Origin of the sequence: Streptomyces manipurensis (genome assembly GCF_049570255.1) — a bacterium.
GTDB classification, from domain to species: domain Bacteria; phylum Actinomycetota; class Actinomycetes; order Streptomycetales; family Streptomycetaceae; genus Streptomyces; species Streptomyces manipurensis.
The window spans coordinates 4,070,899-4,097,001 of the sequence record NZ_CP186950.1 but is presented as its reverse complement, the minus strand read 5'-3'; the positions used below and the strand labels follow the sequence as shown (position 1 = coordinate 4,097,001).

Here is a 26,103-nt window from a genome sequence, read left to right as displayed (position 1 = left end):
AGCGGGAAGGGCAGCGGAGGACCACAGGCGCGGGGGCGGGCGCGGGGAGGCCGGGGGCCGAGCCTCAGAGCTCCGCGAAGGCGGCCGGGCTGCCGCCCAGTTGCTCGCGCAGCCGGGCGAGCGCCCGGGTGGTCCGGGTGCGGACCGCCGCCGGGCTGACGTTCATCGCGTCGGCGGTCTCCTCGACGCTGCGGTCCTCCCAGTACCGCAGCACCAGCACCGCACGGTCCTTCGGCGGCAGCCTGCCCAGCGCCTGGAGCAGGGTCAGCCGCAGCTCGGGATCGGTGGCGGCGCCGCCCGCCGCGGCGGTGCCCGGCTCGGGGAACCCCCCGACCGGGCGCTCCCCCGCCGAGCGGCGCCGCCGGTGCGTGAGGAAGGCCCGTACCAGCACGGCCTGCGCGTACGCGGCCGGATTGTCGATACGGGAGATCCGCCCCCACTTCACGTACATCCGCCCCAGGGTCTCCTGGACGAGGTCCTCCGCGAGGTGGGTGTCCCCGCTGGTCAGGAGGCACGCCGACCGGTACAGAGGGCCGGCGCGGCCCTCCGCGAACTCGCGGAACCCGTCCCCGCGCCCCTGCCGCATCCGCTCCCCCTCGCGTCCTTCCCCCTCCACAGACGCGCCGGGGGGCCGGAAGTGTTTCACTCCCCTGCGGAATCCTCTGCGCCCAGGTCGTGGAAGTACACGTGGAACTCCTCGCGGACGAACCCCTCGCTCTCGTACAGCGACTGGGCGACCGCGTTGTCGTACGCCGTCTCCAGCTGAACGCCCGCCACACCCGCCTCACGGGCCCGGCGCAGCACCTCGTGCAGCAGGGCGCGCCCGGCGCCGGTGCGGCGGCCGGAGGGCGCCACGTACAGGTCGTTGAGGACCCAGCCCGCCTTCAGCGACAGGGAGGAGAAGGTGCGGTAGACCTGCGCGAAGCCGACCGTCCCGGCGCCGGGCACGTCGGCGAGCAGGACCAGCGACTCGTCCTTGGCGATGCGCTCCGCGAGGAAGGCGCGCGGGGCGTCCGGGTCCGCGGGCGCCACCTCGTAGAAGTCCAGGTAGCCGCGGAAGAGCGCGGCCGCCGTGTCGACGTCCGCCTCGCCCGCGACGCGGACCGCCACCGCGGAGTGCGGACCCTCGTGTGCCGACCGACCGTTCATGTGCGTCTCCCCTGGTCCTCGTACGCGGCGGATCTCACCGCGAAGGGCCAACGCTACGACGGGAATTCGCGGCCGTGGCGGTCACTGTCCGGAAACGGGCTGGGCGGGCAGGTCGAAGACGTGGCCGGGGGAGACGATCTCGGTGACGGCCCGGCCGAAGAGGGTGCTGGGCTCGTTGCCCTCGTAGCCGATGTCGGTGTTCAGCAGGACGACCATCGTGGCCCGGGCCTGCGGCAGGTAGACGGTCAGCGAGCCGTAGCCGGGCAGCGAGCCGTTGTGTCCGATCCAGCCCTGGACGTTGAAGATGCCCAGTCCGTAGCCGGCGCCCGGAACGGTCGACGGGTACACCTTGAGCCGTTCCGCCTGGGTGGCCGGCTCCAGCAGGGTTCCGGTCGCCAGCGTCCTGGCCCAGCTGCGCAGGTCGGTCAGGTCGGAGATCATCGCGCCCGCCGCCCAGGCCCAGGAGGGGTTCCAGTTGGTGGAGACCTCCGTGCGCCCCGTGGCCGTCTGGTCCGTGTAGCCCTGCGCGTGCGGGCTGGGGAACTCGGCGCCCCGGGGGAACAGGGTGTGCTTCAGCCCGGCCTCGGCGACGACCCGGTCGTTGACGTAGTCGTCGAGGGGCCGGCCGGTGACCTTCTCCACCACCAGGCCGAGGAGGATCAGGTTGGTGTTGCAGTAGGAGAACTCCTCACCGGGCGGGAACAGCACCGGGTGCTTGAAGGAGTAGTCGAGCAACTGCCGCGGGGTGAAGGGCCGCTGGGGATCGCTCGTCAGCGCCTTGAAGAAGTCCTCGTCCTCGGAGTAGTTGAAGAGGCCGCTGCGCATGGCGGCCAGCTCGCGCAGGGTGATCCGGTCGCCGCCCGGCACCCCGTCGACGTACTTTCCGATCGGGTCGTCCAGGCGCACCAGCCCGTCGTCGACCAGCTGGAGCAGCGCCGTCACCGTGAAGGTCTTCGTCTCGCTGCCGATGCGCATGTACAGCCCGGGTGTCATGGGCGCGCCCGTCGCCTTGTCGGCGACGCCGAACGAGCGCACGTACTCGCCCTTGCCGGGCGCCGACAGGGCCACGGTCACCCCGGGCACCTTCGCCTCGGCCATCACCTTCCGGATCGCGGCGTCCAGCTCCCGCGCCACGGCCGGGGTCAGCTCCGCGAACCCGTCGGACGCCGGGGTGGGGGCGGGGTCGGGGGCCTGCGCGGCCGCGCGGGCGGGGGCCGCCGCGTCCGACGCGTACGCCGCCCCGGCCGCCGGGGGCGAGGCGAGGAGCAGGAGGATCGCGGCGGCCACGGCCGCACCGCGCCGGTGTGTCGTCATGTCCGGCCTCCTTGCGCACCGGGACGGGGCCCGGAATTCCAAGCTAACGCCGCACTCCGGGCCCGGCGACCCGGCCCGGAACGCGGGTCAGCCCTCGAGGAGGCGGGCCCGCGCCGCCTCGTCGAGGAGGCGGGGTTCGCTCTCCGGGAGGACCCTCCGCCGGGGAAGCCATGGGGTCGGCCACCCCGCCCCGCGTGGACCGGGCGGCGACTACGGCAGCGCGCTGCTCACACCGTCCACGATCATCATCCACATGGGCTGGCCGCCGGTGCCGAACGCCGAGGCCAGCGCGTAGCCGACCGACGCGTCCAGCGGCCGGACCTCCGCGCCCTCCCGCCACTCCGCGAGGACCAGCTCGTCGCCGTCGGAGGAGAAGTCACCGATGTGCGCGCCGTCGCGGGTCAGCCTGCTGCTGGGGACGGAGTCCGGGACGAGCCGGTAGCGCACCCCCTCGAACTCCACGTCCACCCGGTACGACCGCCTGCTCAGACCGGCCTTGGCCGGCTTCAGCTCCGCCTCCCGGCCGTCGATCCGGAGGGTGAGGAAGGCGGCGTCGCGGGTGCCGATGGCGATCTGCGCGTCCGCCTCGGAGGCCGGGTCCCGCTCCAGAAGCACGGCGGGGATCCCCTCGCCGTCGACCTCCAGACGGAGCTGGCCGTCCTGGCGGACGGTGATGCCGCCGAAGCGGGTGTCCTCGATCGGGGTCGGGTTCCGGTCTGCGTCGTTCAAGGTCAGGTCCTTCGGTACGGGTGGGGCCGGCGTTCTCGGCGGACTGCTCGGCCGTCCTGCGCGGGGCGATCCCGCCGGGCCCGTCCGGATGGGCCGTGACCTCGTCCGGCAGCAGCGCCCTGGCGTTGGCGCGGCGTCGGCGCTCGCTGCCGGAGAGGGCGAGGCCGCGGTTGCCCGCCTCGGTGTCGGGCCCGTCCGGGAGCCCTGTGGGACGGATGCTGCCCACGTCGCTCTCGCCGCAGCACCGGATCAGAGAGAACACCGTGGTCTTTCCCGGTCCGGAGGAGCCGCCGATCGCGGTCACCGCACCGGCGGGCGCGGTGGAACTGGTTCCCCTTCAGGGTAGGCGAACGGCCCTGCCAGGCTAACTCCAGCCCCTCCGCGACCACTTCCGGCAGAGCCCGGCGGCCGTGGTACGCCACCGCAGGATGCGCCATCTCCGCCAGCCCGTAGGCGGATGCGGGTGCTTTCCCCCCCGGGACTCACTTCCGAGTTCCTGCCGGCCGGGTCCTTTCCGGGCGCGCATCGGTCGGGGGCGGAACCGTGGCGTGAAAAGGCTGGCCGAAAGCCGAGAGCATAGCCGTGGAACGATCACCGCACTATCATCCGATTTTGCCTGGGCTTGACCAGAAGCCCAGGTGAAAGCGATGCGGGGGGATCACATGCATCACCATTTGGGTCGGCTCGGAGTAGAGGAAAAGCAAGAGCAGGCATACAGAGGCCTGTTGCGCTGTACACGGGCCACGCCCCACACCCTGGCGGTACACCTCGGCCGTGACGACGCCGAGGCCGTGGAATCCGTGTTGAACACGCTCGTGGCCATGGGCATGGCCACCGCGGACGGGACGGACGCCTACCGGCCGGTCGCGCCGAGCACGGTGGTCGCCCGGCTCGTCGAGCGGCGACTCAAGGCCCTCCACGAAGAAATGCGGCACGTCTCGGAGACCCGGGACCTGCTCGAATCCCTGCTGCGCGAACAGGAATTCGACAACGGGGGCCCGTACGGCGACGCCCAGACCGACGCGCCGCTCATCGAACGGCTCGAAGGCCTGGTCAAAGTCCGCGAGAAACTCGACGAGCTGTCGTTCTTCTGCCGGACGGAACTGCTCGCCACCCAGCCGGGCGGCCCCATGACGAAGGACAACATCGCCGCCGCCCGGCCGCTGACCGAGCAGCTGCTGCGGCGCGGGGTCGCGATGCGCACCATCGTGGAGAGCGGCGCCGTCGCGGACCTGGCCACCGCCGCCTACCTGCAGGAGCTCACGACCAAGGGGGTACGGATCCGGGTCGTGGAACGGACCGCCGAACGGCTGCTGATCTTCGACCGGCAGACCGCACTGGCGCCCATCGACCCGAACGACTCGACGCTGGGCGCGGTCGCCGTCCGCGAGCCGGGTCTCGTCGGCGGCATGATCTCGCTCTTCGACCGGATCTGGGCCGAGAGCCGCGAACTCGACGAGGTCGTCGGCAGCCCTGCGGAGGGCGAGGGCCTCGAGGGCGGACTGTCCGAGCTGGAACGGCAGATCCTCGCCACCATGCAGATGGTCGACAAGGACGAGATCGGCGCGCGCGAGGTCGGCGTGTCCGTCCGCACCTACCGCAAGTACGTGGCCGCGCTCATGGGCCGGCTGGACGCTGCCAACCGCTTCCAGGCGGCGCTGCTGGCCCGCGACCGCGGCTGGATCTGACCGGCCCCGGACCCCGTGGGGCAGGGACCCCCGGCCGCGTCAGCGGCCCGGGGCGTCCTCGGGGTCGAGCAGCCACTCCCAGCCGGCCAGCCCCGGGTCCTGCCACAGCCTTCGCAGCTCCTCGGTGACGGCCTCGGCGGCCGTCGCCCGCGGCAGGACGACCGCGAGCGAGAAGCCGACGGCGAAGAACTGCACCGTTCCTCGCCATCCCGACGGCAGCAGGGACGACACCCGCACCGCCGTGGTCTCCGGCGCCCCGGGCCGCTCGTGGCCCGGGGCGCCGGAGAACGCCGCCGGGGACGGCATCACCAGGACGCGCAGGAAGGTCAGCGCACCGGTGTCCCGCGGGGCGGGCCGGTGAGAACCGTCGGTCATGCCGCCCGCCCGCCCGGCAGGGCCCGCGCCGCCTCGTCCGTGTCCGCCGGGTCGGCCGTCCCCGTCAGGTCCGTCGCGTCCGTCTGCACGGCCAGGGCCGTCAGCGGGCGCTCCGCGAACATCCGTACAGCGGCCCGGGAGACATCGGCGAGCGGGGCCTCGCGCAGCGCCCGGGGCAGGCGCATGAGCCAGGTCGCGTCGTGCCCGTAGGCGGCGGTCTGACAGAGCATGTCCGCAAGGGTCTCCTGTGTGTCGAACACGCTCAGCACCTGGCCCGCGCAGAACATCCGCGTGGCGTCCGTCTCGGCCGCCGTGAACGGCTCGCGCACCATCCGGCGCACCCGCTCGCGCAACTCCCTTACTGTATGCGGCCGGTGCGGGCCCTCGTACCAGGCCCGGAGGTAGGCCCGGTGGCCCGCGGCGACCGCGTCGCGGCCGATGACCACGGTCAGGCCCGGGGTGCGGTCGACGGCCAGCCGGGAGCCGAACCAGCCGCCCAGCGCGGCCGTGGCCAGGTAGTCCGCGGCCTCGGTCGCGGTGCTCATCGCCGCGGGCGTGCAGAGGGTCACGTGCGCCTCGGCGGCACCCGGCCGTCGCAGCGTCAGCACGGTGTCCTCCCCGTAGGCGTCTCCGGGCCCCGGAGCCGCTCCCTCGGGGGTGACGGCGTCGGCGGCGCTCCACCCGGCGAGGGTACGGGTCACGAGGGCGACCGTGGCGTCCGGGTCGCCGGGACCCGTCACCACGACGACGGCGCCCGCGGGTCCGGGCAGTGCGGCGGCGTCGCCCGCCGCCGGGAGCAGCCGCGAACGCAGTGCGGCGTCGGCGGCCCGCTGGAGCGCGGTCGCGGCCGGAGCGGCCGGCAGAGCCGCCTGCGCGGACCCGTGCGGGGCGCCCGCCCCGCCCGTACCGGCGGCCAGGACCGTTTTGACGACCGTACGCAGCCAGTCCCCGGCCCGCTCGGCCGGCGCGTGACCGCTCACTTCCAGCCACTGGTCGTCCGTGGTCACCTGGACGGTGCCGAAGTGTCCCGTGGCCCGCCAGGCGGCGCCCGCCCGCAGCTGGGCCTCGTACGCCAGCCGCCGGACCCGGCCCGGGGCCCGCCAGCCGTCCGGACCGAGCGGTGCCTTGATCCGCAGCTCGGCGAGCGGGGTCCGCCCGTCCCGGTAGCAGAGCACGCGGGTGCCGGCCGGGGTGAGGGTCTCGGCCCACGCGGGCACCACCGGCTCGCCGGTGGCGCGCGCGGACCGGACCGGGACGGCCGGGGCCTCGTACGGCGCCGGGCGCGTGCGCTCCGGGCCCGGCGTCAGCACCAGCACGGCCCGCGCGGACCCGAGCAATGCCCTTGCCGCCCCGGCCACTTCGGCGGGGCCGACATCGGCCAGCAGGTCCGGCAGCTCGGCGAGGAGCCCGGGGCGGCCGAAGAGCAGCTCCAGCCGGCCCAGCGCGCGGGCCCGGGTCTGCAGGTCGTCGTGGCGGCGCACGTGGTCCAGGGCCAGGTCGCGGACGGCCGTGCGGACCGCCTCGCCGTGGCCCGGCGACCCCGGCTCCGCCCAGTGCGCCAGCCCCGCGTCGACCCGTTCCACGAACCGCTCGGGCGGGGTGTCCGGCGGCAGCAGACCGGTGACCACCAGGGTTTCGGGGGCCAGGGCGTCGAGCGGCCCGAAGAAGCCGCAGCTCGTCTCCACGGGACCGCCAGCGCCCTGCGCGCCGGTGGAGCGCAGCAGCCGGGCCAGCACGGTGTGCGCGAGGTACCCGGCCAGGTCGCGGGCGGGGTCCGGCAGCCGGTGGCCGAGCGCCACGGCGGTCGCGGACACGCCCGGTTCGGTGCCGTACGCCCACCGGTCCGCCTCCGGTGCCCGCTCGTGCAGGTCCGGGCGGGCGGGCACGGGCCGCCCCGGGATGTCCCCGAAGTGCCGCTCGACCAGAGCGCGGGCCTCGGCCGCGTCGAACCCGCCGACGAGCGTCAGCACGGCGTTGCCGGGCGCGTAGTGCTCGGCGAAGAAGGCCCGACAGTCGGCGACGGTCGCCGCGCGCAGCCGCTCCGCGTCCCCGTACCCGTCGTGCGCGTTGGCGTACGAGCGGTAGAGCACGGCGGGCAGCAGCGGCCAGGGGAAGCCGCCGTACGGGCGCTCCACGGTCGTCCCGCGGATCTCCAGGGCGACTCCCTCCAGCTGCTCCGCGAGGGCCTCCTCGGTGAAGAGCGGCGCCCGCATCCGGTCGGCTTCGGCGAACAGCGCCCCGTCGAGGGCGGAGGCGGGCACGGCCTGGTAGTAGTCCGTGTAGTCCTGGTGCGTGGTGCCGTTCGCGGATCCGCCGAGCCGGTGGATCCGGTCGTAGAACTCGCCCCCGGCCAGCTGGGCGCTGCCCTGGAACATGAGGTGCTCGAAGAGGTGCGCGAAGCCCTCGCGGCCGGGGGGTTCGGACCGGAATCCGACCCCGTAGTGCACGGCCACCGCCACCCGGGGATGGCCGTGGGAGGGGGCGAGCACCACCCGGAGCCCGTTGGGCAGGGTGAACCGGTGCATCAGTGGTCTCCTGGTGCGGTGGGACCGCCGAAGCCGGTGAGGTAGCCGAGGAAGCCGGCGAAGCGTTCGACGGTCTCCGGCTGCCAGCCGACGTAGGCGGTGTAGTCGTGCAGGTGCAGGGCGATGCGCAGGGCCGCCAGCCGCGGGCGCAGCGGGCCGAGGGGGCGCCCGTACCCCTCCTCGACGGCGTCGACGAGGGACTGCCAGGCGTGGCTGTCGCCGCCGAGCTGCCAGGCGAGCTCGGTGAGCTCGCCGACGGCCCAGCCCACGTCGGAGTACCAGGGGGCGAGGCACAGGTCCTCGCCGGCCAGCAGCTCCACGGGGCCGTCGGCGGCGGGGTCGGACGCGGGGGCGGCGACGAGCGAGCCGAGGCCGGGCGCGCCGTGGGAGACGACGAGGGCCGGGTCGGCGGCGAGTTCGGCGGTCCAGTCGCGCAGCCGGTGCCAGCGCTCGGGGCCGAGCCGCTCGCGCAGTACGGACGCGGCCTGCGCGGCCCAGACCTCCGGCGCGCGGCCGGCGAGCCACGCGTCGAGCCGGGCCCAGCCGCGCGAGGCGGCGGCCGCGGCCGGCCCGCGGGCCGGGACGGGCGCCGGGACCGGGGCGGTGTGCAGGGCGGCGAGGGCGCGGCCGAGGGCGTGCAGGGCCGGGCGCAGCCCGGGGTGCGGGCCGTGCCGCAGCAGGTGGCCGGCCACGGACTCGTCCCCGGACAGGCCGCGGTAGGCGCGCGCGCCGCCGGGCAGCTCCTCCCCGTAGACCAGGCGCACGCCCGGGGTCCGGGGGGTTTCGGGAAGCCGGGTCGGGAGCGGGTGGAAGCCGGCGGGGGCGAGCGGTCCGGGCTCGCGGATCCACAGGCCGCCGTGGACGGTCGTGCGCAGCAGCCCGGTCCCGAAGCGGACCGGACCGCCGCCGACGTCCTCGGCGACCTCCCTGACGGCGGTGGCGGTGGCGGTGGCGGTGGTCACAGCGTGCTCACCGACGGCGGGAGGGGCACGGACACGGCGGCGGCCAGTTCGCGGCGGCGCTGCTCGACCATCGCGAGCGCGTCCGGCAGCGGCGCGGGCGCCCAGGCGTCCTCGCGGCCCGTGGTCATGGAGAGCCCGGGCCGCGGCGGCAGCACGGCCACGTTGGGCCGGGCGGCCAGCGCCGCGTGATGGGCCCGGTAGGCGGCGCTGTGCAGCCCGCCCGGCGGCAGCGCGGGCAGCAGCACCACCGGGGCGGTGGTGCACTGCGCGGCCAGCAGCGCGGGGCTGTCGGCCAGCCCGAGGGCCAGGCGCGCCATGAAGTGCAGGGTGGCGGGGGCGACGACCACGGCCTCGGCCCACTCGGTCCACAGCACGTGCCGCGCGTGCACCTCGTCCTCGGCCCAGCGGTCCGGCAGGACCTCGGCGCCGCTGTGCCCGGCGAGCGTGACCCGGCTGACGAACCGTTCGGCGCTCGCCGTCACCCCGATCCGCAGCTCCAGATTCGGATACGTGCTGCGCAACCAGCCCAGCCAGTAAGGCAGTTCGGCGGCAGCCACGGCCCCGGTCACCACGAGCAGCAGCCGCGAGATCCCCAGCGCGGGCTCCGGTGCGGCGGCCGCGGACCCGGGGGCGGCCTGCGCGGCGCCCGCCGCCGTAACAGCCGCCGTAACGGCCGCCGGGGCCGGCGCGACCGGGGTCGCGACGGCCTGCGTACCCGCGCTCACCGCGTCAGCTCCGGCAGCATCGCCCGCAGGTCCGCCAGCGCGGAGGGCAGCCCCTCCACCTGGCACACACCGGTCAGGTTCAGCGCGATCTCGTCGACGCCCACCGCCGCGTACTCCACGAGCCGGTCCCGCACCTCGCTGATGTCACCGTGGACGAACGCGCCGCCCTCGATCACGGCCTTCGCGACGGACATCGGGTCGGGCTGGTCGACGTCGATGCCCGAGCGGCGCAGCATGTCCTGGTAGTGCGGCATCGACAGGTGGCCGGTGTTGCCGGCCAGGACCAGCTTCGCCGGGTCCCGGTCGGGCGCGGTCAGCGCCACCGGCACCATCGCCACCAGGCGCGGCATCGGCCGGCCCGCGGCCTCGGCCCCGGCCCGGAGCTCGGGAACGATGACGTCCCGCAGGTACTTCGGCGGGGTCAGCCACGTGATGGCCACGTCCGCCACCTCGCCGGCCAGCCGGGCCATCTTCGGCCGCAGCACGCCGGCGCCGAGCTCGACGCGCGGTCCCGGGAGGGACGGCAGCCCGATGCGGCAGTCGAAGTACTCGCCCCGCAGTTCGACCTCGCGGCCGGCCAGCAGGCCGCCCATGATGGTGAAGTACTCGCGCACCGCGCCCAGCTGGCTGCGGTAGGGCGCGCCCAGCACGTTCTTCTGGAGGATCGCCGCGCCCGGTCCGATGCCCGCGACCACCGGGTGGCCGGTGGTCACCGCGAGGGACTTGGCCTGGAGCGCGGCCTCGATCGGGTGCCGGAAGGGCATCAGCGTGACCGCCGTGCCGACCGGGATCCGGAATCCGGAGGCCGCCGCGTACGTGAAGGTCTGGTACGGCTCGGCCATCAGGGCCTGGCCCTGCCACAGCCGGTCCGCGGCGCCGGAGGCGACCAGCGCGGCCAGCGGGAGCGCCTGCTCGTGCCGGGTCGGCATGAACGGCATCATGATCGAGTACTTGGTCATGCCGTGACTTCCTTCGTGGACCGGGCCGCCGGGGTGGCGGCGCCGCTGAGCAACTGGGCGCTGACCAGTTCGATGTAGGCGGGGCTGGAGTCGAGCAGTTCGTCGTGCGTGCCCTCGGCGATGACCCGGCCGCGGTCCATGACGACGACCTTCGCCGCGTGCCGGACGGTGGACAGGCGGTGCGCCACCACCAGGACCGCACGGTCCTCGGCGAGGGTGTCGACGATCTGCCGCAGCCGCTGCTCGTTGACGCTGTCGAGTTGCGAGGACGGCTCGTCGAGGAGGACCAGGCTGCTGTCCGCCAGCACCGCGCGGGCCAGGGCGACCCGCTGACGCTGACCGCCGGAGAGGTCGTTGGCGCCGCCGAGGACGGTGTCCAGGCCGTCGGGCAGCGCCCGGACGGGGGCGTCGAGGCCGACCGCGGCGAGTGCCGCGTACAGCTCCTCGTCGGTCGGTACGGCGGCCAGGCCCAGGCTCAGGTTGGCCCGTACGGTGTCGCCGAGCAGGGTGAACGCCTGGTCGACGAAGGCGATCCGGCCGCGCAGCTCGTTCAGCGGCAGGCTCGCGGCCTCCTCGCCGAACAGGTGAACACGGCCCGACTGCGGCTCCATGAACCGTTCGATGAGGGCGAGCGCGGTGGACTTGCCGGCGCCGGAGAGACCGACGACGGCCGTCAGACCCTGGGCGGGCACCTCGAAGTCCACGCCACGCAGGACGGGTTCGTCGCCGTAGCCGAAGGTCACGTCCTCGAAGCGGACGGCGGGGGCCGGACCGGGGGTGTTCCGGCCTCCCGCGGTCCGGGCCCGCTCCGCCGTGCCGGGCGCCAGGTCCTCCACCGGCAGGGCGAAGACGTCGTTGAACCGCTGCCGGGAGGTGAGCCCGGCCTGGATCTGCGCGGCACCGGAGGCCGCCATGATCAGCGGAGCGGTGAGCTGGAGCAGGTAGAGGAGGAAGGCGACGAAGTCGGGGAGGGCGAGGTCACCGGAGACGAGCCGGGCGCCGCCGCCGAGCAGCACGGTCAGCAGGGCGATCTGCTGGCCCAGGTTGATCACGGGGACGACCAGCGACTCCATGCGCGCCGCGTCGACGCCGAGCTTCTCCAGCCGCCGGGCGTGACCGTCCAGGGTGCGGCCGACCCGCTCCTCCGCCCGGTACGCCTTGATGACGACGAGGGCGTCGAGCGCGGTGATGAACTGGTGGGTCAGCGTGCCGATGTCGTCCTGCATGTTCTGGTACGTGCGCCGCAGCCCGCGGATCACGACGGCGACGATGGCCAGGGCGCACACGAATCCGGCGAGGGTGATCAGCAGCAGCACCCAGTCCAGGACGCCCATGATGACGATGGTGCCGAGCAGGGTGATCGCGGCCATCGGGAGCTGGATCGGCCCGATGTTGATGGCCCCCTTGAGCTGCATGGCGTCGGCGGTCAGCCGGGTGGCGAGGTCGCCGCTGCCCACCGTCTTGGCGTCGGACAGCCGCATGGCCAGGCCGCGCCGCATCGTGGTGATGCGCAGCCGGCGGACGAGCTGCTCGCCGAGGCGGGACAGCAGGAACGCGGCGAGCGCGCCCGCCAGGGCGGAGCCCAGTCCGGTGCCGATCATCAGCAGGGCGGCCCGGGTGAGTCCCCGGCCCTGCTGGACCTGCTGGACCAGCTCGGCGACGACCAGCGGCAGGGCGAGGGTGGCGGCGGCGGAGACCGCCGCGAGCAGGGCGATCACGGCCATCTGGAGCCGGTTGCCGGGCCGGAACAGCTCGCGCAGGATGCGCAGTTCGCCGTCCCAGGAGTCGGCGGCGCGTTCGTCGGCCGCCTCGGTCGTGGTGGTGACGGTCATGACATTCCCCCCAGTCGGGCGTTGCGCAGGGCGGTCCGGGCCTTGACGATGCCTCCGTGCTGGAGCAGGCCGCCGATGTAGATCCGGCCGCCGACGCGCAGCAGCGCGGCGATCGAACCGAGCAGCAGGACGGCGGCCAGGGCGACCTCCCACCACGGCACGTTCTCGCTCGCCATCCGGACCGGCATGACGGCCGAGGACAGGCCCGGCACGAGGGAGAGCACCCGGGTGAGGGTGTCGCTGATCCCGGTGAAGGGGGCCAGCGCGGCCATCAGGCTCAGGGTCTGGAGCATGCTGACCGGGCCGGCCGCGTGCTGGAGGTCCTCGGCCCGGGAGGCCAGGGCCCCCGCGACGGCCCACAGGGCGGCGAAGCCCAGGAAGCCGGGGATGAACCAGAGCACCACGGACACGCTGGTACCGATCGCGTCGGCCGGCGCGTCCACCAGGTCGGCGGCGATGGCGACCGTGACACCGCCCGCCGCCATGGCGCTGATCTGCACGAACGCCACGAGCCCGATGCCGAGCACCTTGCCGGCCAGCAGCTGCCAGGCGTGCACCTTGGCCAGCAGCACTTCCACGATGCGGCTGGACTTCTCCTCCAGGACGCCCTGGGCGATGCCCTGGCCGAACATGAAGGTCAGGAAGAACAGGGCCATCACGCCGATCGCGGCGGTCATCGTCCGCTCGGTCGTACGGTCCGCGTCCGGGTCGAGCGCGGACACGGTCAGCGGCTGTACGGCCAGGGCCCGGGCGATGGCGGGGTCGGTCAGTCCGCCGTCCCGCAGCCGTTCGGTGGTCTGCGCCGTGCGGTGGGCCTCGTACAGCGGGCCGGCCAGCGGCTCGGGCAGCTTCTCGCGGACCAGGACCCGGCCGTCGCCGACCAGCGCGGCGTCGGCCTTCTCCGCCCGTACGGCGGCCTCCGCGTCCGCCTCGTTCTCGTAGGAGACGACCTCCACGCCGCGCGCGCCACCGTCGCCGGATGCCCCGGCGGTCTGCGCGCGCAGCGATTCGGTCAGGTCCCGGTGTTCACCGACGACGGCGAGGACCGGACGGTCCGCGGCGCCGGTGAAGACCTTCTGCAGCCCGAGGGCACCGCAGAACACCAGGATCATCATGACGAGGGAGGCCCACAGTTCCTTGCGCTGGAACTGCGTGACGATCTCGCGCCATGCGACGAGGCCGACGAGGGTGAGCGGCCCGTGCGGGGTGTTCCGGTTCATGCTGCCACCGCCTCGCGGAAGATTTCGGTCAGGGACGACTCGCGCCAGGCGAAGTGGACGATGTCGCCGTGGGTCTGGGCGGCCGAGAGGATCTCCCGTACGGGGACCTGCTCCTCGACCTCCAGCGTGTAGCGGTCGTGGCGCGTCTCGACGACGCGGGTGCCGGCAACGGCCGACGCCCACCCGGCCGGGGCGCCCTCCAGGGCGATCTCCAGGCGACGGGTGTTCCTGCCGCGCAGTTCCTCCACCGTCCCCTCGGCGACCAGGGCGCCGTCGCGGACGATGCCCACCCGGTCGCACAGCCGCTCCACCAGGTCGAGCTGGTGGCTGGAGAAGACGACGGGGACGCCGTCGCGGGTGAACTCGGTCAGCGCCTGCGCCATCGCGTCGGAGGCGACCGGGTCGAGGCCGGAGAACGGCTCGTCCAGGATCAGCACACCCGGGCGGTGGATCAGGGCGGCGATCAGCTGGACCTTCTGCTGATTGCCCAGCGACAGCTTGTCCAGCACGTCCTTGGGGCCCATCTTGACCCCGAGGCGCTCGATCCACTCGTCGGCCCGGGTCCTGGCCTCACGGGCCCCCATGCCGCTGAGCCGGGCGAAGTAGACGAGCTGGTCGCGGGGGCGCATCTTGCCGTACAGGCCCCGCTCCTCGGGCATGTAGCCGATGAGGCGGCGGCCTGCGCTGTCGACGGGGCGGCCCTCGAAGCGGACCTCGCCGGTGTCGGCGGCCAGCATGCCGAGCGCGATGCGCATGGCGGTGGTCTTGCCGGCGCCGTTGGCTCCGCAGAACCCGTACAGCTCACCGGGGCGGACCTGGAAGGACAGTCCGCGCAGGACCTTCTTGTCGCCGAACCCCTTGGTGAGAGCGTCGAACTCAAGCACTGGCCACCTCCAGGACGCGGTCCCCGGCGACGGCCGGGGAGAACTCGATGACGGACCGCACCGGGGTGACCGGACCCTGCCAGGTCGGGGTGAGACCGGCCCGCTCGGCCAGGTCCTTGACGGCCTCCACGGTCCGGGCGGGGACCGGGACGGTGGCGGCGACGCGCAGCGCGGCGTCGGCGGCGGCCAGGCCCGTGCCCATCTCCGGCAGGTTGATCTCGGCGAGGAGCACCCGCCCGTCGGGGCCGGCGGCCTCGGCGACGCGGCGCAGGATGGCCACGGACTTCTCGTCGCTCCAGTCGGCGAGGATCCCCGACAGCAGGTAGACGTCGTGTCCCCCGGGCAGTTCCTCGAAGAAGCTGGCGGCGACGGCGGTGCCGCGGTCGGCCAGGCCCGCCTCCTCGATGCGGCGGGCGGCGATCCCCGCGACGTTGGGCAGGTCGATGACGGTGCCCCGCAGGTGCGGGTGGGCGCGCAGCAGCTCGATGAGCAGGGTGCCGTTGTTGCCGCCGACGTCGGCGACGCTGCGGACCGCCGACCAGTCGTACGCGCGGATGACGGCGTCGGCGTCCCAGCCGGCCTCGGTCGGCCCCTCGGCCTCCAGGGCTCTGACGTAGACCGGGTCGGTGTTGATCTCGTCCCAGTAGTCGCGGCCGAACACGGCTGCGTGGGAGGCCTCGCCGGTCCGCACGGTGTGCAGCAGCCCCACCAGTCCGAGGGAGACCCGACCGAACAGGCCCTCCATGCTGAGGTACTGGGCGAGGCTCGGCTCGTTGGTGCGCAGCAGGGGGCGGGAGAGGTCGGTGAGGGCGTGGACGCCGTCGGCGTCGACCGTGAACAGCCCCAGTTCCACGAGGTAGCGCAGGAGCTTCGCGAACACCTCGGGGTGCGCGCCGGCCCGTTTGGCCAGCGCCGCGGCGGTGCCGCCTCCCTCAGCCACCAGGTCGGCGATGCCGAGGGTGGCGGCCACGCGGACGGCGTTGGGCTTGAGGAGGTCGGACATGTCGAGGAGGGTCTGGGTGTGTGCGCTGTTGTCGGTCATTCGCCTGGGCTTCCCGTTGTGGAGGTGAGGGGGTCGATGGGCACGGGGCCCGGAAGTGGGGCGGGCACGGTGCCCGGAAGTCAGGTGCGGGCGCGGGGGCCCGGGGTGGGCGCGGGGCCGTGGGGCCCCGGGGGGCGGCGGGTGCCCGGAGTCGGGCACCCGCCGCGGGCTTTCTAGCCCGGCCCGTTGGTGGTGACGTAGCTGAGCGCGAAGCTCGCGACGGCGCCGCAGAACGGGGTGGTGGCCGGGGCGCCGGTCACCGCGTCGACCTCGATCTCGTCGGCCTCGGCGTAGGACTCGTAGCCCGTCACCAGGTCCTCGAGCGTGCTCTGGTCGTTGCGCATGGTGTTCGCCTCCTTTCACGTGGTGTGTATGGATGGTGAGTTGGGGTGAGGCTCCGGCTTAGCCGGGTCCGTTGGTGGTGACGTAGCTGAGCATGAAGCTCGCGGCGGCACCGCAGAACGGGGTGGTGGCCGGGGCGCCGGTCACCGCGTCGACCTCGATCTCGTCGGCGTCGGCGTAGGACTCGTAACCCGTCACCAGCTCCTCGAGGGTGTTCTGGTCGTGGGACATGTGGTTCACCTCCCTTCGTCGGCTCGTTGCGTACGGGGGGACGGCGGCTGCGGGAATCCCGCGGGGATCAGCAGCCGAGCTTGTAGGTGGCACCACCGGCGGCGGAGGCGGCGGCCGAGGCGCACCAGCCGGAGGACGCGGCGGACGCGGCGATGGTCGCGGCGCAGACCGGGGTGGTGGCGGGGGCGTCGGCGACCGCCTGGATGCCCAGCTCCGAGGCCTCGGCGTAGGTGTTGTAGCCGGCGACGAGGTCCATCATCGAAGCGTTGTCCATGGTTCTTCTCCTTGTGGATGGGTGCCCGGCGGGCACCTGAGAGGTGTGCCGTACGTGGTGCACGTGCGGTACGTACTGAGGTGGAAGCAGGGAGCAGGTGCGCGGGCACTCACGCCCTGCAGCCCCCTCAGGCCGCGGCAGCCGCCGGGACGGTGCCGGTCGCGCCCGGGGTCGCGGGTGCGGGGAGTTCCGGCGAGGTGAGGTTGCGCGCCGGACGGTGCGGGTCGATGCCGGCCTGGGTGAAGCGGGCGGTGAGCGCCTCTGCCAGCGGGGTGCCGTGCCGGGCCCGGTCGAGCAGGGCTTCGGCGACGGCTCCGGCGCGGTGCTGCCCGAAGCTGAGGCCGCGCATGGCCGGCCGGTGGTCCGCGGGCTCGAAGGCCACGCCGACGCCGGGAGCGACGCGGTGGACGAAGTGCGAGGTCTCGCCGCCCAGTCCGGGCAGGGACGGCGCCAGTTCGGCGAGGACCGGAACGGCGTGCCAGGCGTCGGGCTGGAGGTAGACGACGAGGGCGTCGCGCCGCGGGTAGAGCGGCAGGCAGGAGAGGACCTTGGCCTGGTAGGCGATCTCCAGCTCGTTGAGCCGGGTCAGGACGGCCCGCCAGGCGTGCGGGGCGGCCTGGGGGTCGCTCAGGTTCAGGTAGACGCGCAGCAGTTCGGCCGAGGCGCCCCGGTTGACCGGGCCGGTGACCACGAAGAAACCGGGGGAGAGCGCGGGCCGCGCGGCGGGCACGCCGAGTTCGACGACGGTGCCGGGTGCCGGATCGGTGACGCTCATGGTCCGCCGGGGGGCCCAGGTCCGGACGCCGTCCCGCAGGACGAGCACGTCGGCGGCGTCGGCGGGGGTGCCGGCCGGCTGGGGAAGCACCACGGCCGAGGCGGTCACGGTGCGGTGCGGTACGGCCTCGCCGAGGCGCCGCTCGAAGTCGGTGTCGCGCAGGATCCGCGGCAGCTTGGAGGCCGACTCGTCCTGGCCGGAGTGCAGGGTCTCGTACAGGGCGGTGCCCAGGAGGGTCTTGAGTTCGCCGGGGCTGTCCGCGGTCAGTTCGCGGCCCGCGACGGTCGCGGAGAGGCGGTCGTCGGCGATGCGGACGCGTTCCAGGGCCTGGAGCAGCGCGGCGGGCGGGGCCTCGGTGACGGCGCTGGTGCCGATGCACGTGCTGGTGCTGGTGCTCGTTCTTGTTCTCGTTCCCGTGCTCACGGGGTTACCTCCAATCCGAGTGCGGTGACGAACTTCTGGGGGTGGAGCAGGATGTTGCGGCCGATGCCGGCGGCCGCCCGCTCGATGCCGGACAGGCGCATCCGCTGCGCGCTGCCTGCGATCAGGCGGTCGAGCATGTGCCAGCCGGCGAAGGCTGCGGCCCGCTCGGGGAGTCCGGGGTCCATGTCGGGGCGTACGGCGGCGTACTCCCGCCAGAAGTGCCGGATCTTGGGCCTCAGGCGTTCGATCTTGGCCACGCCGCGGCTGAGGATCGCCTCGTGGGTGAGCTCGTACTCCTCGGGCCCGCTGCCCTCTTCGTCGCCACGGGTGGTGACCACGTCGAGGATGGAGCGGTAGAGCCACTCGCCGGCGAAGCTGCCCACGTCGCGGGCGGGGTCGGCGAGCCGGAACTCCTCCCAGTCCGCCACGTACAGGCCCTCGTCGGTGAGCAGGAGCTGGTCGACGCGGAAGTCGCAGTGGGAGGGGACCTTGGGCGCGGCGGCCTCGGCGGCGCGCAGTCGCGTCAGTGCCTCGACCAGCTGTGCGTCGCTCTGCATCAGGCGCCATGCCTGGAGTTCGGCGAAGCCCAGGTTGTCGAACATGCCCGGAGGCAGACCCTGGAGGAAGCCCAGGGAGGGCAGCGCCGGCGGAGTGGTGTCCAGCTCCTCGGGGCCGGGGTGCTCCGCGCCGTGCAGGAGCCCGATGGCGCGGCCGACCTGGCCGGCCAGCTCGTCGTCGAAGCTCTCGTCCACCATCAGCTCGGCACCGCTGCGGGCGCCGTCGAGGTAGGTGAAGGCGACCAGCCGTTCAGGGGTGTCGTTGCCCAGGAAGACCGGGCCGCGCAGTGCGTGGGGCGGGAGGGTGACGGCGAACCGCTCGAAGGCGAGCAGGCGCCGCATCCGGTCGCGGACGTCGTCGCCGGTTCCGACGAGCCGTTTGACGAAGACCTCGCGGCCGCTTTCCGTGCTGCCGGCCCATATTTCGTTGCGGCCTATCGGCGCGGAGACCGAATTCCTGTCGAAGCGGCCGAATCCCATGCGGCCGAGAAAGGATTCCACCGCCGGAACTCCGTCGAGATCGACGGGAGCGAATGTGGTCGACATCGGGTGGCCGGCCTCAGATGCTCTGCGTCGCGGGACCGGAGACCGCCGACGGGCTCTGCCAGCCCGGGATCTCCGGAGTGGGGCTCTGCCAGCCCGGGATCTCGGGGGTGGGGCTCTGCCAGCCCGGGATCGAAACGAGCGTGACCTGCGACTCCGTCGGCCCGCCGGACGTCTCGTCGGCCACCGTGAGGGCGGTCGCGGCGACCTGGTGAACACCGGCCGGCGCGGCGGAACGGTCGTCCGAGTCACCCGAATTGGTCAGGGTCGCGACAGCGATTCCGGCGACCAGCCCCAGTGCGGTGAATGCGTAGACCGAGCGCTTCTTCGAACGTTCCTTGGCAGTGGCAGACTTCGTCATTTCGTTTCCCCCTGGTCGGTGTCGTTTCCTTCTCGACGAGGACAACTCTGCCGTCCCGGAGAGCCCCTCAGCGGGGAAAAGGCGTTCAGCTTCCTGTATGCGCGGTTCAGCTTCCTGCACCCACTTCCGGGCCGCTGAAGGAACCACGGCAACGCCCCAGGCCCAGGCCGCTGACCTGCGACTTCTTCAAGAGGCGGCCTCGCCCGCGCGGAGGGCGCGGCGCAGGTGGACCGGCCCGCCGGTACGGGGTCCCGCGCCGTGCGGCCGGCCCGGGACCGCAGCGCGACGATCGAGAGCCACGCAGGACCGTGCAGGAGCCCCTCGGGGCCCGGATCCCTCACGGACGGCCCGTTCCCGCGGAGTACGGCGCGACGACGGCGGTAGCGGCCGCGGCGGTGCCGTGCCGCGCCGGCAGGCCGAGGAAACGACCGCCGACCGCCGAGTGACGCCGCATGCCCCGGGCAACAGAAAACCCCAGGCCGGATTCCTCCGACCTGGGGTTCTTCTGAGCCGCCTTCGGGATTCGAACCCGAGACCTACGCATTACGAGTGCGTTGCTCTGGCCAACTGAGCTAAGGCGGCACCGCTGGTCCGACAAGAATTCCCTCGTGAGGGAGCGCTCATCAGCAGCGGCGCCAAGTCTACAGGGTGTCCGAGGGTGCCCCGAACCAGGTTGTCCGAGGCCGGGCCGCGGGCCCCGGGAGCGGGGTCCGGGCGGTCAGCACTTCGTGCCGTCCTGCGGGGGCTTGCCCTCCAGCAGGTAGCGGTTGATCGCGCTGTCGATGCAGTCGCTGCCCCGCCCGTACGCGGTGTGGCCGTCGCCGTCGTAGGTGAGGAGGGTGCCCGAGTCCAGCTGGCCCGCCAGGGCCTGCGCCCACTTGTACGGGGTCGCCGGGTCCCGGGTGGTGCCCACCACCACGATCGGCGGGGCGCCCTTCGCCACCAGCTCCTTCGCCGTGCCGGTGGCCTTCACCGGCCAGTACGCGCAGTTCAGCGCGGCCCAGGCCAGCCCGGCGCCGAAGACCGGGGAGGCCTTCTCGAAGGAGGGCAGGGCGGAGTCGACCGCGTCCGGACCGCTGAAGGCCGGCGGCTGGTCCAGGCAGTTGACGGCGGCGTTCGCGAACATCAGGTTCGCGTACTTGCCGTCCGCGCCGCGCTCGTAGTAGCTGTCCGCGAGGGCCAGCAGGCCCGCCCCGTCGCCGTTCATCGCCGACCTCAGGGCCTCGCGCAGCTGCGGCCAGGCGCTCTCGTCGTACAGCGCGGCGATCACCCCGGTCGTGGCCAGGGCCTCGCCCAGCGGGCGGGCCGGGTCACCGGAGGCCACGGGCTGGGCGTCGAGCTTGCGGAAGAAGTCCTTCAGGCGTTCGCCCACCTCCTCCGGGCTGCCGTTGCCGAGCGGGCAGTCGGGCTGCTTGGCGCAGTCCTTGGCGAAGGAGGTGAAGGCGGTGTCGAAGCCCGCCGTCTGGTCCCGGTTGAGGTCGAGGGAGGGCCGGGCCGGGTCCATGGCCCCGTCCAGGACCAGCCGGCCGACCCGGCCGGGGAAGAGGTCTGCGTAGGTGGCGCCCAGGAAGGTGCCGTACGAGGCGCCGACGTAGTTGAGCTTCTCGTCGCCGAGGACACCGCGCAGCAGGTCCATGTCGCGGGCCGCGTCGACGGTGGAGACGTGCGGCAGCACCCGCTCCGAGCGGGCCCGGCAGCCCGCCGCGAACTCCTTGAACGCCGCCACCAGCTCGGCCCGCTCCGCAGCGTCGTCCGGCGTCTGGTCCACCTGGGTGTACTTGTCCATCTCGGGGCCGGTCAGGCATTCGACGGGGCTGCTGCGCTGCACGCCGCGCGGGTCGAAGGAGACCATGTCGTAGCGGGCGCGCACGGGCGCCGGGTAGCCGATGCCCGCGTACGCCTGGAGGTAGCCGATGCCGGAACCACCGGGGCCGCCCGGGTTGACCACGAGCGAGCCGAGCTTCTTGCCGGGGCCGGTGGCCACGCGCCGCGAGACGGCGATGTCCACGTCCTGGCCGGAGCCGGGGTTCGCGTAGTCCAGCGGGGCCTTCATGGTGGAGCACTGGAAGCCCGGGACACCGCACTCGCGCCAGGTCAGCTTCTGCTCGTAGTACGGGCGCAGCGCCGCGGGATCGGGTGACGGCTGCGCCGAGGAGGCGGCGGTCTGGAGCTTCCCCGACCCACCGGTGGTGCACCCGGTCAGCAGCAGCCCGGCGGCTGCGATCACGGTCGTGGTGGTTCGCAGCAGGCGACTGGTGTCCATCCTCGGAGCCTACGTCGTACCGGAGCGGTGCAGGGCGGTCGTCCGCACGGGACGGCCGCACGCCTTCCGTGGCCCGGACCGGGCACGACGGGGTCCGGGGCGCCTCCGGGGGCCCCGCGGCCGGTTCGCCCGCACGGGTGAGCCCCGTCAAGCGGACGCGCATCCGGTCACCCGTGCGCGGCGGCGTCACGTGCCAGGGAGCGGCCCGGGAGGACCCGGGACGCAGCCCGGGGCCGTCCGGCCCCCGGTCAGCCCGCGCGGAGCGCCATCGTCATCGCCTCCACCGCCAGCAGCGGGGCGACGTTGCGGTCGAGGGCCTCCCGGCAGGCGATGATCGCCTCGATCCGGCGCAGGGTCCGCTCGGGGCTCGAGGCCCGGGCGATCCGGTCGAGGTCCGGCCGTATCTCCTCGTTCGCGATGGCCACGGACGAGCCCAGCTGCAGGGCCAGGACGTCGCGGTAGAAGCCGGTCAGGTCGGTGAGCGCGAGGTCGAGGGTGTCGCGCTGGGTCCGGGTGCGGCGGCGCTTCTGCCGGTCCTCCAGCTCCTTCATCACGCCCGCCGTGCCGCGCGGCATCCTGCTGCCCGCGCCCGCCCCGGCGCCGAGCGCGGCCCGCAGCTCCTCGGTCTCCTTGGTGTCGACCTCCTCGGCGACCTGCTTGGCGTCGTCCGCGGCGGCGTCGACCAGCTCCTGCGCGGCCTTGAGGCAGCCGCCCACGTCGTCCACGCGCAGCGGGAGCTTGAGGACGGAGGCCCGGCGGGCCCGGGCGGTGGGGTCGGTGGCGAGCCGGCGGGCCCGGTCGATGTGCCCCTGGGTGGCGCGGGCGGCCGCCTCGGCGACCTCGGGCTCGATGCCGTCGCGCCGGACCAGCAGGTCGGCGACGGCGGCGACGGCCGGGGTGCGCAGGGTCAGGTGGCGGCAGCGGGAGCGGATCGTCGGCAGCACGTCCTCCAGGGAAGGCGCGCACAGCAGCCACACCGTCCGGGGGGCGGGCTCCTCGACGGCCTTGAGCAGGACGTTGCCGGCGCCTTCGGTGAGGCGGTCGGCGTCCTCCAGGACGATGACCTGCCAGCGGCCGACGGCCGGGGAGAGCTGGGCACGGCGGACCAGGTCCCGGGTCTCCTTCACACCGATCGACAGGAGGTCGGTGCGGACGATCTCCACGTCGGCGTGGGTGCCGACCATGGTGGTGTGGCAGCCCTCGCAGAAGCCGCAGCCGGGCTCACCGCCCAGCGCGCGGTCGGGGCTGGTGCACTGCAGGGCGGCGGCGAAGGCCCGGGCGGCGGTGGCCCGCCCGGATCCCGGCGGGCCGGTGAAGAGCCAGGCGTGGGTCATCTTCGACGCGGCGGGCGGCTCGCCGCCGCCGGCCGCCGCCGTGACCAGCGCGTCGGCGTCGCGGGCGGCGGCAGCCAGCTGCGTGTGGACCCGCTCCTGTCCCACCAGGTCGTCCCATACGGGCATCCCACCCACCACCTCTCACTCTCCGTGCACCCATTGTGGCGGGCGCCACCGACAATCCCGTACGCCGCCCGGCGGCGGAGCCCCGTCAGCGGCGGCGGCGCGGCCGCCGCTCGCCCTCGTCGTCGCCGTCCTGGCCGTCCTCGTCGTCGCGGTGGCGGCCCAGGAGCTCGTCCGCCAGCGTGGGCAGGTCGTCCAGCGGGGTCTCCTCGGCCCAGTCCGGCCGGGGCCGGCGCGGCCGGCCGTCCTCGTCGAGGACGGGCAGCTCCCTGGTCCGGTCGTTGCCGGAGTCCCGGAAGATGCCCGACGGCACCCGCTCGGCCGGGTCCTCCTCGGTGCGGCGGGCCGTCGGCCGCGTGGCGGACCGGTACCCGCTGCCGCTGCCGCTGCCCGCACCGCTGCCGGAGTCCGCGTCCTGCGGGCCGTCCGGGCGCACGGGCGGGAGCACCGCCGTCTCGTCGACGGAGCGGACCGGCGGCAGTACCGCGGTCTCCTCCACCGACGCCGGGTCAACCTTCGGCACCGGCACGGTCTCGGTGACGTCGTCCGGCCGGAGCACCCGCTTGACCACGGGCGTCTCGACCGTGACCGCGTCGTCCGGGTACGGCTCCTTGGTCATCGGGACCTTCGGAGCCGAAGGCGTGGCGCCGGATGTCTCCGAAGCCCGGGACGGCGCGGCTGCGGGTGCCGGCGGAGCAGCGGGCGTGGCCGCGGCCGCCGCAGCAGCCGCCTCTGCCGCCGCGGCGGCGGCCGCCGCCTTCGCCGCGGCCTCGGCCGCCTGGGCCTCGACCAGCCGGCGCGCCTCCTCGGCCTTCACCAGGGCCTCCTCGGCCCGCCGCTGCTTCTCCCGCCGGCGTTCCTCGGCCTCGGCGCGCAGCCGGGCCTCCTCCTCCGCCTGCTTGCGCAGCCGCTCGGCCTCCGCGGCGCGCGCCTTCTCCTCGGCCTCCGCGCGCAACCGTTCGGCCTCGGCCCGGGCGCGGGCCTCCTCCTCGGCGCGCAGCCGCTCCTCCTCCGCCCGGCGGGCGGCCTCGGCCTCGGCCTTGACCCGGGCCTCCTCGGCCTCGCGGGCCTTGCGGGCCTCCTCCTCGGCACGCAGCCGTGCTTCCTCCGCCTTGCGCGCGGCCTCTTCCTCGGCCTTGCGGCGGGCCTCCTCCTCGGCGAGGCGCCGGGCCTCCGCCTGGGCGGCCACCTCCGCCTCGGAGAGCGGGAGCATCCGGTCCAGCCGGTGCCGTACGACGGTGGTCACCGAATCGGGGTCCTGCCCGGCGTCGACCACCAGGTAGCGGCCGGGGTCGGCCGCCGCGAGGGTCAGGAAGCCCGAGCGCACCCGCTGGTGGAATTCCGCCGGCTCCGACTCCAGCCGGTCCGGTGCCTCCGTGAACCGCTCCCGCGCCGCCTCCGGCGACACGTCGAGGAGCACGGTCAGGTTCGGCACGAGGCCGTCGGTGGCCCAGCGCGAGATCCGGGCGATCTCCGTCGGGGACAGGTCACGGCCGGCGCCCTGGTAGGCGACCGAGGAGTCGATGTAGCGGTCGGAGATGACGACGGCGCCGCGCTCCAGGGCGGGGCGGACGACCGTGTCGACGTGTTCCGCCCGGTCGGCGGCGTACAGCAGGGCCTCGGCGCGGTTCGACAGTCCCGCCGAGGAGACGTCGAGGAGGATCGAGCGGAGCCGCTTGCCGACGGGGGTGGCCCCGGGCTCGCGGGTGACGACGACCTCGTGGCCCTTGCCCCGTATCCAGTCGGCGAGCGCCTTGACCTGGGTGGACTTGCCGGCGCCGTCGCCGCCCTCCAGGGCGATGAAGAACCCGGTCGTGGAGGGCGCCTGGTCGGGCTCGCCGCCGCGCAGCGCGTCGCGCAGGTCGCGGCGCAGCGGTACGCCGCTGCGGTCGTCGGCCTTGGTGAGCACCAGGACGGCGACGGGCAGCAGCAGCGCGCCGACCAGCATCAGGGTGAACGCGGCCCCGCCGTGCGAGAGGACGACCTCGGCACCGGTGAGCCGGTGCGGGCCGATCGCCGCGGCCAGGAGCGGGGCGGCGACGGCGCCGATGGCGATGGCCACTCGGACGACGGCCTGGAGGTGCTCGGTGACCCGGGCCCGGCGGAACTCCTCGGTCTCCTGGTCCAGCAGGGTGTGCCCGGTGTTGGCGGCGACGCCCGCGGCGGTGCCGGCGATCAGCGAGAGGAAGAGGACGGTCGCCGTGTCGGGCACCAGACCGGCCAGCAGCAGCGCGAGGCCGGTCACGGCGATGGCGAGGGCCAGCAGCCGGCGCCGGGACAGGCCGGGCAGCACCTTTCCGGCCTGGTTGGCGCGGATCCCGACGGCGGTGCCGCCGACGAGCGCGAGAACGAGCAGCGCGAAGGACGCCGGGCCGCCGCCGAGGTCGAAGGCGTGCAGGACGGACACGGCGACGGCGCAGGCCACCGCTCCGGCGACCGCGGCGCAGCTCAGGACCAGCACCGGAATGGCACCCGTACGGCCCTTGTCCGGGCGGTCACCGGTCTTGGGGGTGCGCAGCCCCTCCAGCGGGGAGCGGGGGCGCGGGGTCGTCCCGGTGGGCAGCACCAGCGGCAGCAGCAGGGAGACCGAGGCGGCGAAGAGGCCGGCGGCCACGTACGAGCCGAGGGCGGCCTGGTTCGCAGCGAACCAGTCCACGCCAAGGCCGAGGGCCTTGCCGACCAGGGTCGCGGCGAGCAGCGCGGTGGCGGCCGCGGGGAGCGCGGCGAAGGAGGTGCGCAGGGTCAGCCGCCGCAGGGCGTCCATGTGGTCCGGCAGGGGCCGTACGGTCGCCCCCTCCGGCGGCGGCGCGGGCAGCAGGGTGGGCGCCGCGCTCTCCTTGGCCAGCGTCCACAGCCGCTCGGCGGCGCCGGCGACGAAGACGGTGGCCAGCAGGGCGGTGAGCGCATGGGCCGGGATCCAGTCCAGCCACAGCGGCGCGACGACGAAGAGCGCCATGCGGATGCCGTCCGCGCCGACCATGGTCCAGCGGCGGTCCAGCTTGCCGCCGGCGCCGACGAGCCCGGCGAGCGGCCCGAGGAGGACGGCGCCGAAGAGGAGGGTGGCGAGGATCCGGACGCCGAAGACGACGGCGACGGCGACGGCCGCGCCGCGGTACCCGCCGCCGAAGGCCCCTTCGGACACGGCGGCCTGAAGGGCCAGCAGCACCAGCACCAGCAGCGCGAGGGCGTCACCGATGCCGCTCACCAACTGGGCGCTCCACAGCCGCCGCAGCCTGGGGGTGCGCAGCAGCGCGCGCACCGCTCGCTCGCGGGAATCCGCGGCTAGGGCTTCGTCGTAGGTGGGGTTCGCCGGGGCGGTCACGACCGCCGGCTGCTCGGCTCGCGTCATCCGCCCAGCCTATCCGTTGCGCCTGACGGGCGCGGAGGCCTGTGGACGAGCCCGGGTGTGACCCGGGACCCACTTGTCCGCCGACCCCGCCCCCGGTCCCGCGCGAGCCCCGCCGCGCGAAAAC

Annotated in this window: 23 protein-coding genes and 1 tRNA gene; 1 reads left to right on the top strand and 23 read right to left on the bottom strand. The window is 74.4% G+C overall.

Annotated features, from left to right (window positions below; translation table 11 throughout):
• Positions 1-64: 64 nt before the first annotated feature.
• From ACPU2J_RS18970 to ACPU2J_RS18955, 4 genes are all read right to left on the bottom strand, one after another.
• Positions 65-586 carry a SigE family RNA polymerase sigma factor gene (locus ACPU2J_RS18970; protein WP_420080032.1) on the bottom strand — a complete coding sequence of 174 codons (522 nt, stop codon included), beginning with the start codon at positions 584-586 and terminating at the stop codon, positions 65-67.
• Between the two features lie 56 nt (positions 587-642).
• Positions 643-1,149, bottom strand: coding sequence for a GNAT family N-acetyltransferase (locus ACPU2J_RS18965; RefSeq protein ID WP_365496913.1), 507 nt, complete (start codon positions 1,147-1,149; stop codon positions 643-645).
• 81 nt (positions 1,150-1,230) lie between these two features.
• Positions 1,231-2,463 carry a serine hydrolase domain-containing protein gene (locus ACPU2J_RS18960; RefSeq protein ID WP_423833688.1) on the bottom strand — a complete coding sequence of 411 codons (1,233 nt, stop codon included), beginning with the start codon at positions 2,461-2,463 and terminating at the stop codon, positions 1,231-1,233.
• A 210-nt stretch (positions 2,464-2,673) separates the two neighbouring features.
• Entirely contained in the window at positions 2,674-3,192 is a 519-nt protein-coding gene (locus tag ACPU2J_RS18955; protein WP_420080033.1) for a hypothetical protein, read from the bottom strand.
• Between the two features lie 803 nt (positions 3,193-3,995).
• Here ACPU2J_RS18955 and ACPU2J_RS18950 point away from each other — a divergent pair.
• Positions 3,996-4,880: a helix-turn-helix transcriptional regulator gene (locus tag ACPU2J_RS18950; RefSeq protein ID WP_420080034.1), complete on the top strand. Its 885-nt coding sequence runs from the start codon at positions 3,996-3,998 to the stop codon at positions 4,878-4,880.
• A 39-nt stretch (positions 4,881-4,919) separates the two neighbouring features.
• Here ACPU2J_RS18950 and ACPU2J_RS18945 read toward each other — a convergent pair whose 3' ends face one another.
• From ACPU2J_RS18945 to tmk, 19 genes are all read right to left on the bottom strand, one after another.
• Positions 4,920-5,255 (bottom strand): hypothetical protein, encoded by a 336-nt coding sequence (locus tag ACPU2J_RS18945; RefSeq protein ID WP_420080035.1) that lies wholly within the window; start codon positions 5,253-5,255, stop codon positions 4,920-4,922.
• Positions 5,252-7,780, bottom strand: coding sequence for an insulinase family protein (locus ACPU2J_RS18940; protein WP_423833687.1), 2,529 nt, complete (start codon positions 7,778-7,780; stop codon positions 5,252-5,254). The genes ACPU2J_RS18945 and ACPU2J_RS18940 overlap by 4 nt, the downstream gene beginning before the upstream one ends.
• On the bottom strand, positions 7,780-8,742 hold the full coding sequence (locus ACPU2J_RS18935; protein WP_423833686.1) for a hypothetical protein: 963 nt from the start codon (positions 8,740-8,742) through the stop codon (positions 7,780-7,782). The genes ACPU2J_RS18940 and ACPU2J_RS18935 overlap by 1 nt, the downstream gene beginning before the upstream one ends.
• A complete protein-coding gene (locus ACPU2J_RS18930; RefSeq protein WP_420080038.1) occupies positions 8,739-9,467 on the bottom strand; it encodes a flavoprotein in 729 nt (242 codons plus the stop codon). The genes ACPU2J_RS18935 and ACPU2J_RS18930 overlap by 4 nt, the downstream gene beginning before the upstream one ends.
• Complete coding sequence (locus ACPU2J_RS18925; RefSeq protein ID WP_401169869.1) at positions 9,464-10,426, bottom strand: LLM class flavin-dependent oxidoreductase; 963 nt, start codon at positions 10,424-10,426, stop codon at positions 9,464-9,466. Before ACPU2J_RS18925 ends, ACPU2J_RS18930 begins: the two co-directional genes overlap by 4 nt.
• Positions 10,423-12,258, bottom strand: coding sequence for an ABC transporter ATP-binding protein (locus tag ACPU2J_RS18920; protein ID WP_420080039.1), 1,836 nt, complete (start codon positions 12,256-12,258; stop codon positions 10,423-10,425). The genes ACPU2J_RS18925 and ACPU2J_RS18920 overlap by 4 nt, the downstream gene beginning before the upstream one ends.
• Positions 12,255-13,478, bottom strand: coding sequence for an ABC transporter permease (locus tag ACPU2J_RS18915; protein ID WP_399816410.1), 1,224 nt, complete (start codon positions 13,476-13,478; stop codon positions 12,255-12,257). Before ACPU2J_RS18915 ends, ACPU2J_RS18920 begins: the two co-directional genes overlap by 4 nt.
• Positions 13,475-14,362, bottom strand: coding sequence for an ABC transporter ATP-binding protein (locus ACPU2J_RS18910; RefSeq protein WP_361592656.1), 888 nt, complete (start codon positions 14,360-14,362; stop codon positions 13,475-13,477). The genes ACPU2J_RS18915 and ACPU2J_RS18910 overlap by 4 nt, the downstream gene beginning before the upstream one ends.
• Positions 14,355-15,404: a methyltransferase gene (locus ACPU2J_RS18905; RefSeq protein ID WP_423833685.1), complete on the bottom strand. Its 1,050-nt coding sequence runs from the start codon at positions 15,402-15,404 to the stop codon at positions 14,355-14,357. The genes ACPU2J_RS18910 and ACPU2J_RS18905 overlap by 8 nt, the downstream gene beginning before the upstream one ends.
• A gap of 173 nt (positions 15,405-15,577) precedes the next feature.
• Positions 15,578-15,748: an LxmA leader domain family RiPP gene (locus ACPU2J_RS18900; RefSeq protein WP_361592662.1), complete on the bottom strand. Its 171-nt coding sequence runs from the start codon at positions 15,746-15,748 to the stop codon at positions 15,578-15,580.
• A 58-nt stretch (positions 15,749-15,806) separates the two neighbouring features.
• A complete protein-coding gene (locus ACPU2J_RS18895; RefSeq protein WP_158717266.1) occupies positions 15,807-15,977 on the bottom strand; it encodes an LxmA leader domain family RiPP in 171 nt (56 codons plus the stop codon).
• 67 nt (positions 15,978-16,044) lie between these two features.
• Positions 16,045-16,251, bottom strand: coding sequence for an LxmA leader domain family RiPP (locus tag ACPU2J_RS18890; RefSeq protein ID WP_361592664.1), 207 nt, complete (start codon positions 16,249-16,251; stop codon positions 16,045-16,047).
• A gap of 127 nt (positions 16,252-16,378) precedes the next feature.
• Positions 16,379-17,449, bottom strand: coding sequence for a T3SS effector HopA1 family protein (locus ACPU2J_RS18885; RefSeq protein ID WP_423833683.1), 1,071 nt, complete (start codon positions 17,447-17,449; stop codon positions 16,379-16,381).
• Complete coding sequence (lxmK, locus tag ACPU2J_RS18880) at positions 17,446-18,507, bottom strand: class V lanthionine synthetase subunit LxmK (RefSeq protein WP_361592670.1); 1,062 nt, start codon at positions 18,505-18,507, stop codon at positions 17,446-17,448. Before lxmK ends, ACPU2J_RS18885 begins: the two co-directional genes overlap by 4 nt.
• 58 nt (positions 18,508-18,565) lie before the next feature.
• Positions 18,566-18,910, bottom strand: coding sequence for a hypothetical protein (locus ACPU2J_RS18875; protein ID WP_365496969.1), 345 nt, complete (start codon positions 18,908-18,910; stop codon positions 18,566-18,568).
• Positions 18,911-19,418: 508 nt separating this feature from the next.
• Positions 19,419-19,492: transfer RNA gene (locus ACPU2J_RS18870), tRNA-Thr, on the bottom strand.
• Positions 19,493-19,628: 136 nt separating this feature from the next.
• Positions 19,629-21,173, bottom strand: a complete 1,545-nt coding sequence (locus ACPU2J_RS18865) for an alpha/beta hydrolase (RefSeq protein ID WP_365078891.1) — start codon at positions 21,171-21,173, stop codon at positions 19,629-19,631.
• Between the two features lie 248 nt (positions 21,174-21,421).
• Positions 21,422-22,633 carry a DNA polymerase III subunit delta' gene (locus ACPU2J_RS18860; protein ID WP_423833682.1) on the bottom strand — a complete coding sequence of 404 codons (1,212 nt, stop codon included), beginning with the start codon at positions 22,631-22,633 and terminating at the stop codon, positions 21,422-21,424.
• Positions 22,634-22,718: 85 nt separating this feature from the next.
• On the bottom strand, positions 22,719-25,979 hold the full coding sequence (tmk, locus tag ACPU2J_RS18855) for a dTMP kinase (protein WP_423833681.1): 3,261 nt from the start codon (positions 25,977-25,979) through the stop codon (positions 22,719-22,721).
• Positions 25,980-26,103: the final 124 nt, after the last annotated feature.

Excerpts from the sequence above, each read along its gene's own strand:
- ACPU2J_RS18970 (WP_420080032.1), bottom strand. The coding sequence starts at position 586 with ATGCGGCAGGGGCGCGGGGACGGGTTCCGCGAGTTCGCGGAGGGCCGC.
- ACPU2J_RS18965 (WP_365496913.1), bottom strand. The coding sequence starts at position 1,149 with ATGAACGGTCGGTCGGCACACGAGGGTCCGCACTCCGCGGTGGCGGTC.
- ACPU2J_RS18960 (WP_423833688.1), bottom strand. The coding sequence starts at position 2,463 with ATGACGACACACCGGCGCGGTGCGGCCGTGGCCGCCGCGATCCTCCTG.
- ACPU2J_RS18945 (WP_420080035.1), bottom strand. The coding sequence starts at position 5,255 with ATGACCGACGGTTCTCACCGGCCCGCCCCGCGGGACACCGGTGCGCTG.
- ACPU2J_RS18940 (WP_423833687.1), bottom strand. The coding sequence starts at position 7,780 with ATGCACCGGTTCACCCTGCCCAACGGGCTCCGGGTGGTGCTCGCCCCC.
- ACPU2J_RS18925 (WP_401169869.1), bottom strand. The coding sequence starts at position 10,426 with ATGACCAAGTACTCGATCATGATGCCGTTCATGCCGACCCGGCACGAG.
- ACPU2J_RS18920 (WP_420080039.1), bottom strand. The coding sequence starts at position 12,258 with ATGACCGTCACCACCACGACCGAGGCGGCCGACGAACGCGCCGCCGAC.
- ACPU2J_RS18915 (WP_399816410.1), bottom strand. The coding sequence starts at position 13,478 with ATGAACCGGAACACCCCGCACGGGCCGCTCACCCTCGTCGGCCTCGTC.
- ACPU2J_RS18905 (WP_423833685.1), bottom strand. The coding sequence starts at position 15,404 with ATGACCGACAACAGCGCACACACCCAGACCCTCCTCGACATGTCCGAC.
- ACPU2J_RS18900 (WP_361592662.1), bottom strand. The coding sequence starts at position 15,748 with ATGCGCAACGACCAGAGCACGCTCGAGGACCTGGTGACGGGCTACGAG.
- ACPU2J_RS18895 (WP_158717266.1), bottom strand. The coding sequence starts at position 15,977 with ATGTCCCACGACCAGAACACCCTCGAGGAGCTGGTGACGGGTTACGAG.
- ACPU2J_RS18890 (WP_361592664.1), bottom strand. The coding sequence starts at position 16,251 with ATGGACAACGCTTCGATGATGGACCTCGTCGCCGGCTACAACACCTAC.
- ACPU2J_RS18875 (WP_365496969.1), bottom strand. The coding sequence starts at position 18,910 with ATGACGAAGTCTGCCACTGCCAAGGAACGTTCGAAGAAGCGCTCGGTC.
- ACPU2J_RS18865 (WP_365078891.1), bottom strand. The coding sequence starts at position 21,173 with ATGGACACCAGTCGCCTGCTGCGAACCACCACGACCGTGATCGCAGCC.
- ACPU2J_RS18860 (WP_423833682.1), bottom strand. The coding sequence starts at position 22,633 with ATGCCCGTATGGGACGACCTGGTGGGACAGGAGCGGGTCCACACGCAG.
- tmk (WP_423833681.1), bottom strand. The coding sequence starts at position 25,979 with ATGACGCGAGCCGAGCAGCCGGCGGTCGTGACCGCCCCGGCGAACCCC.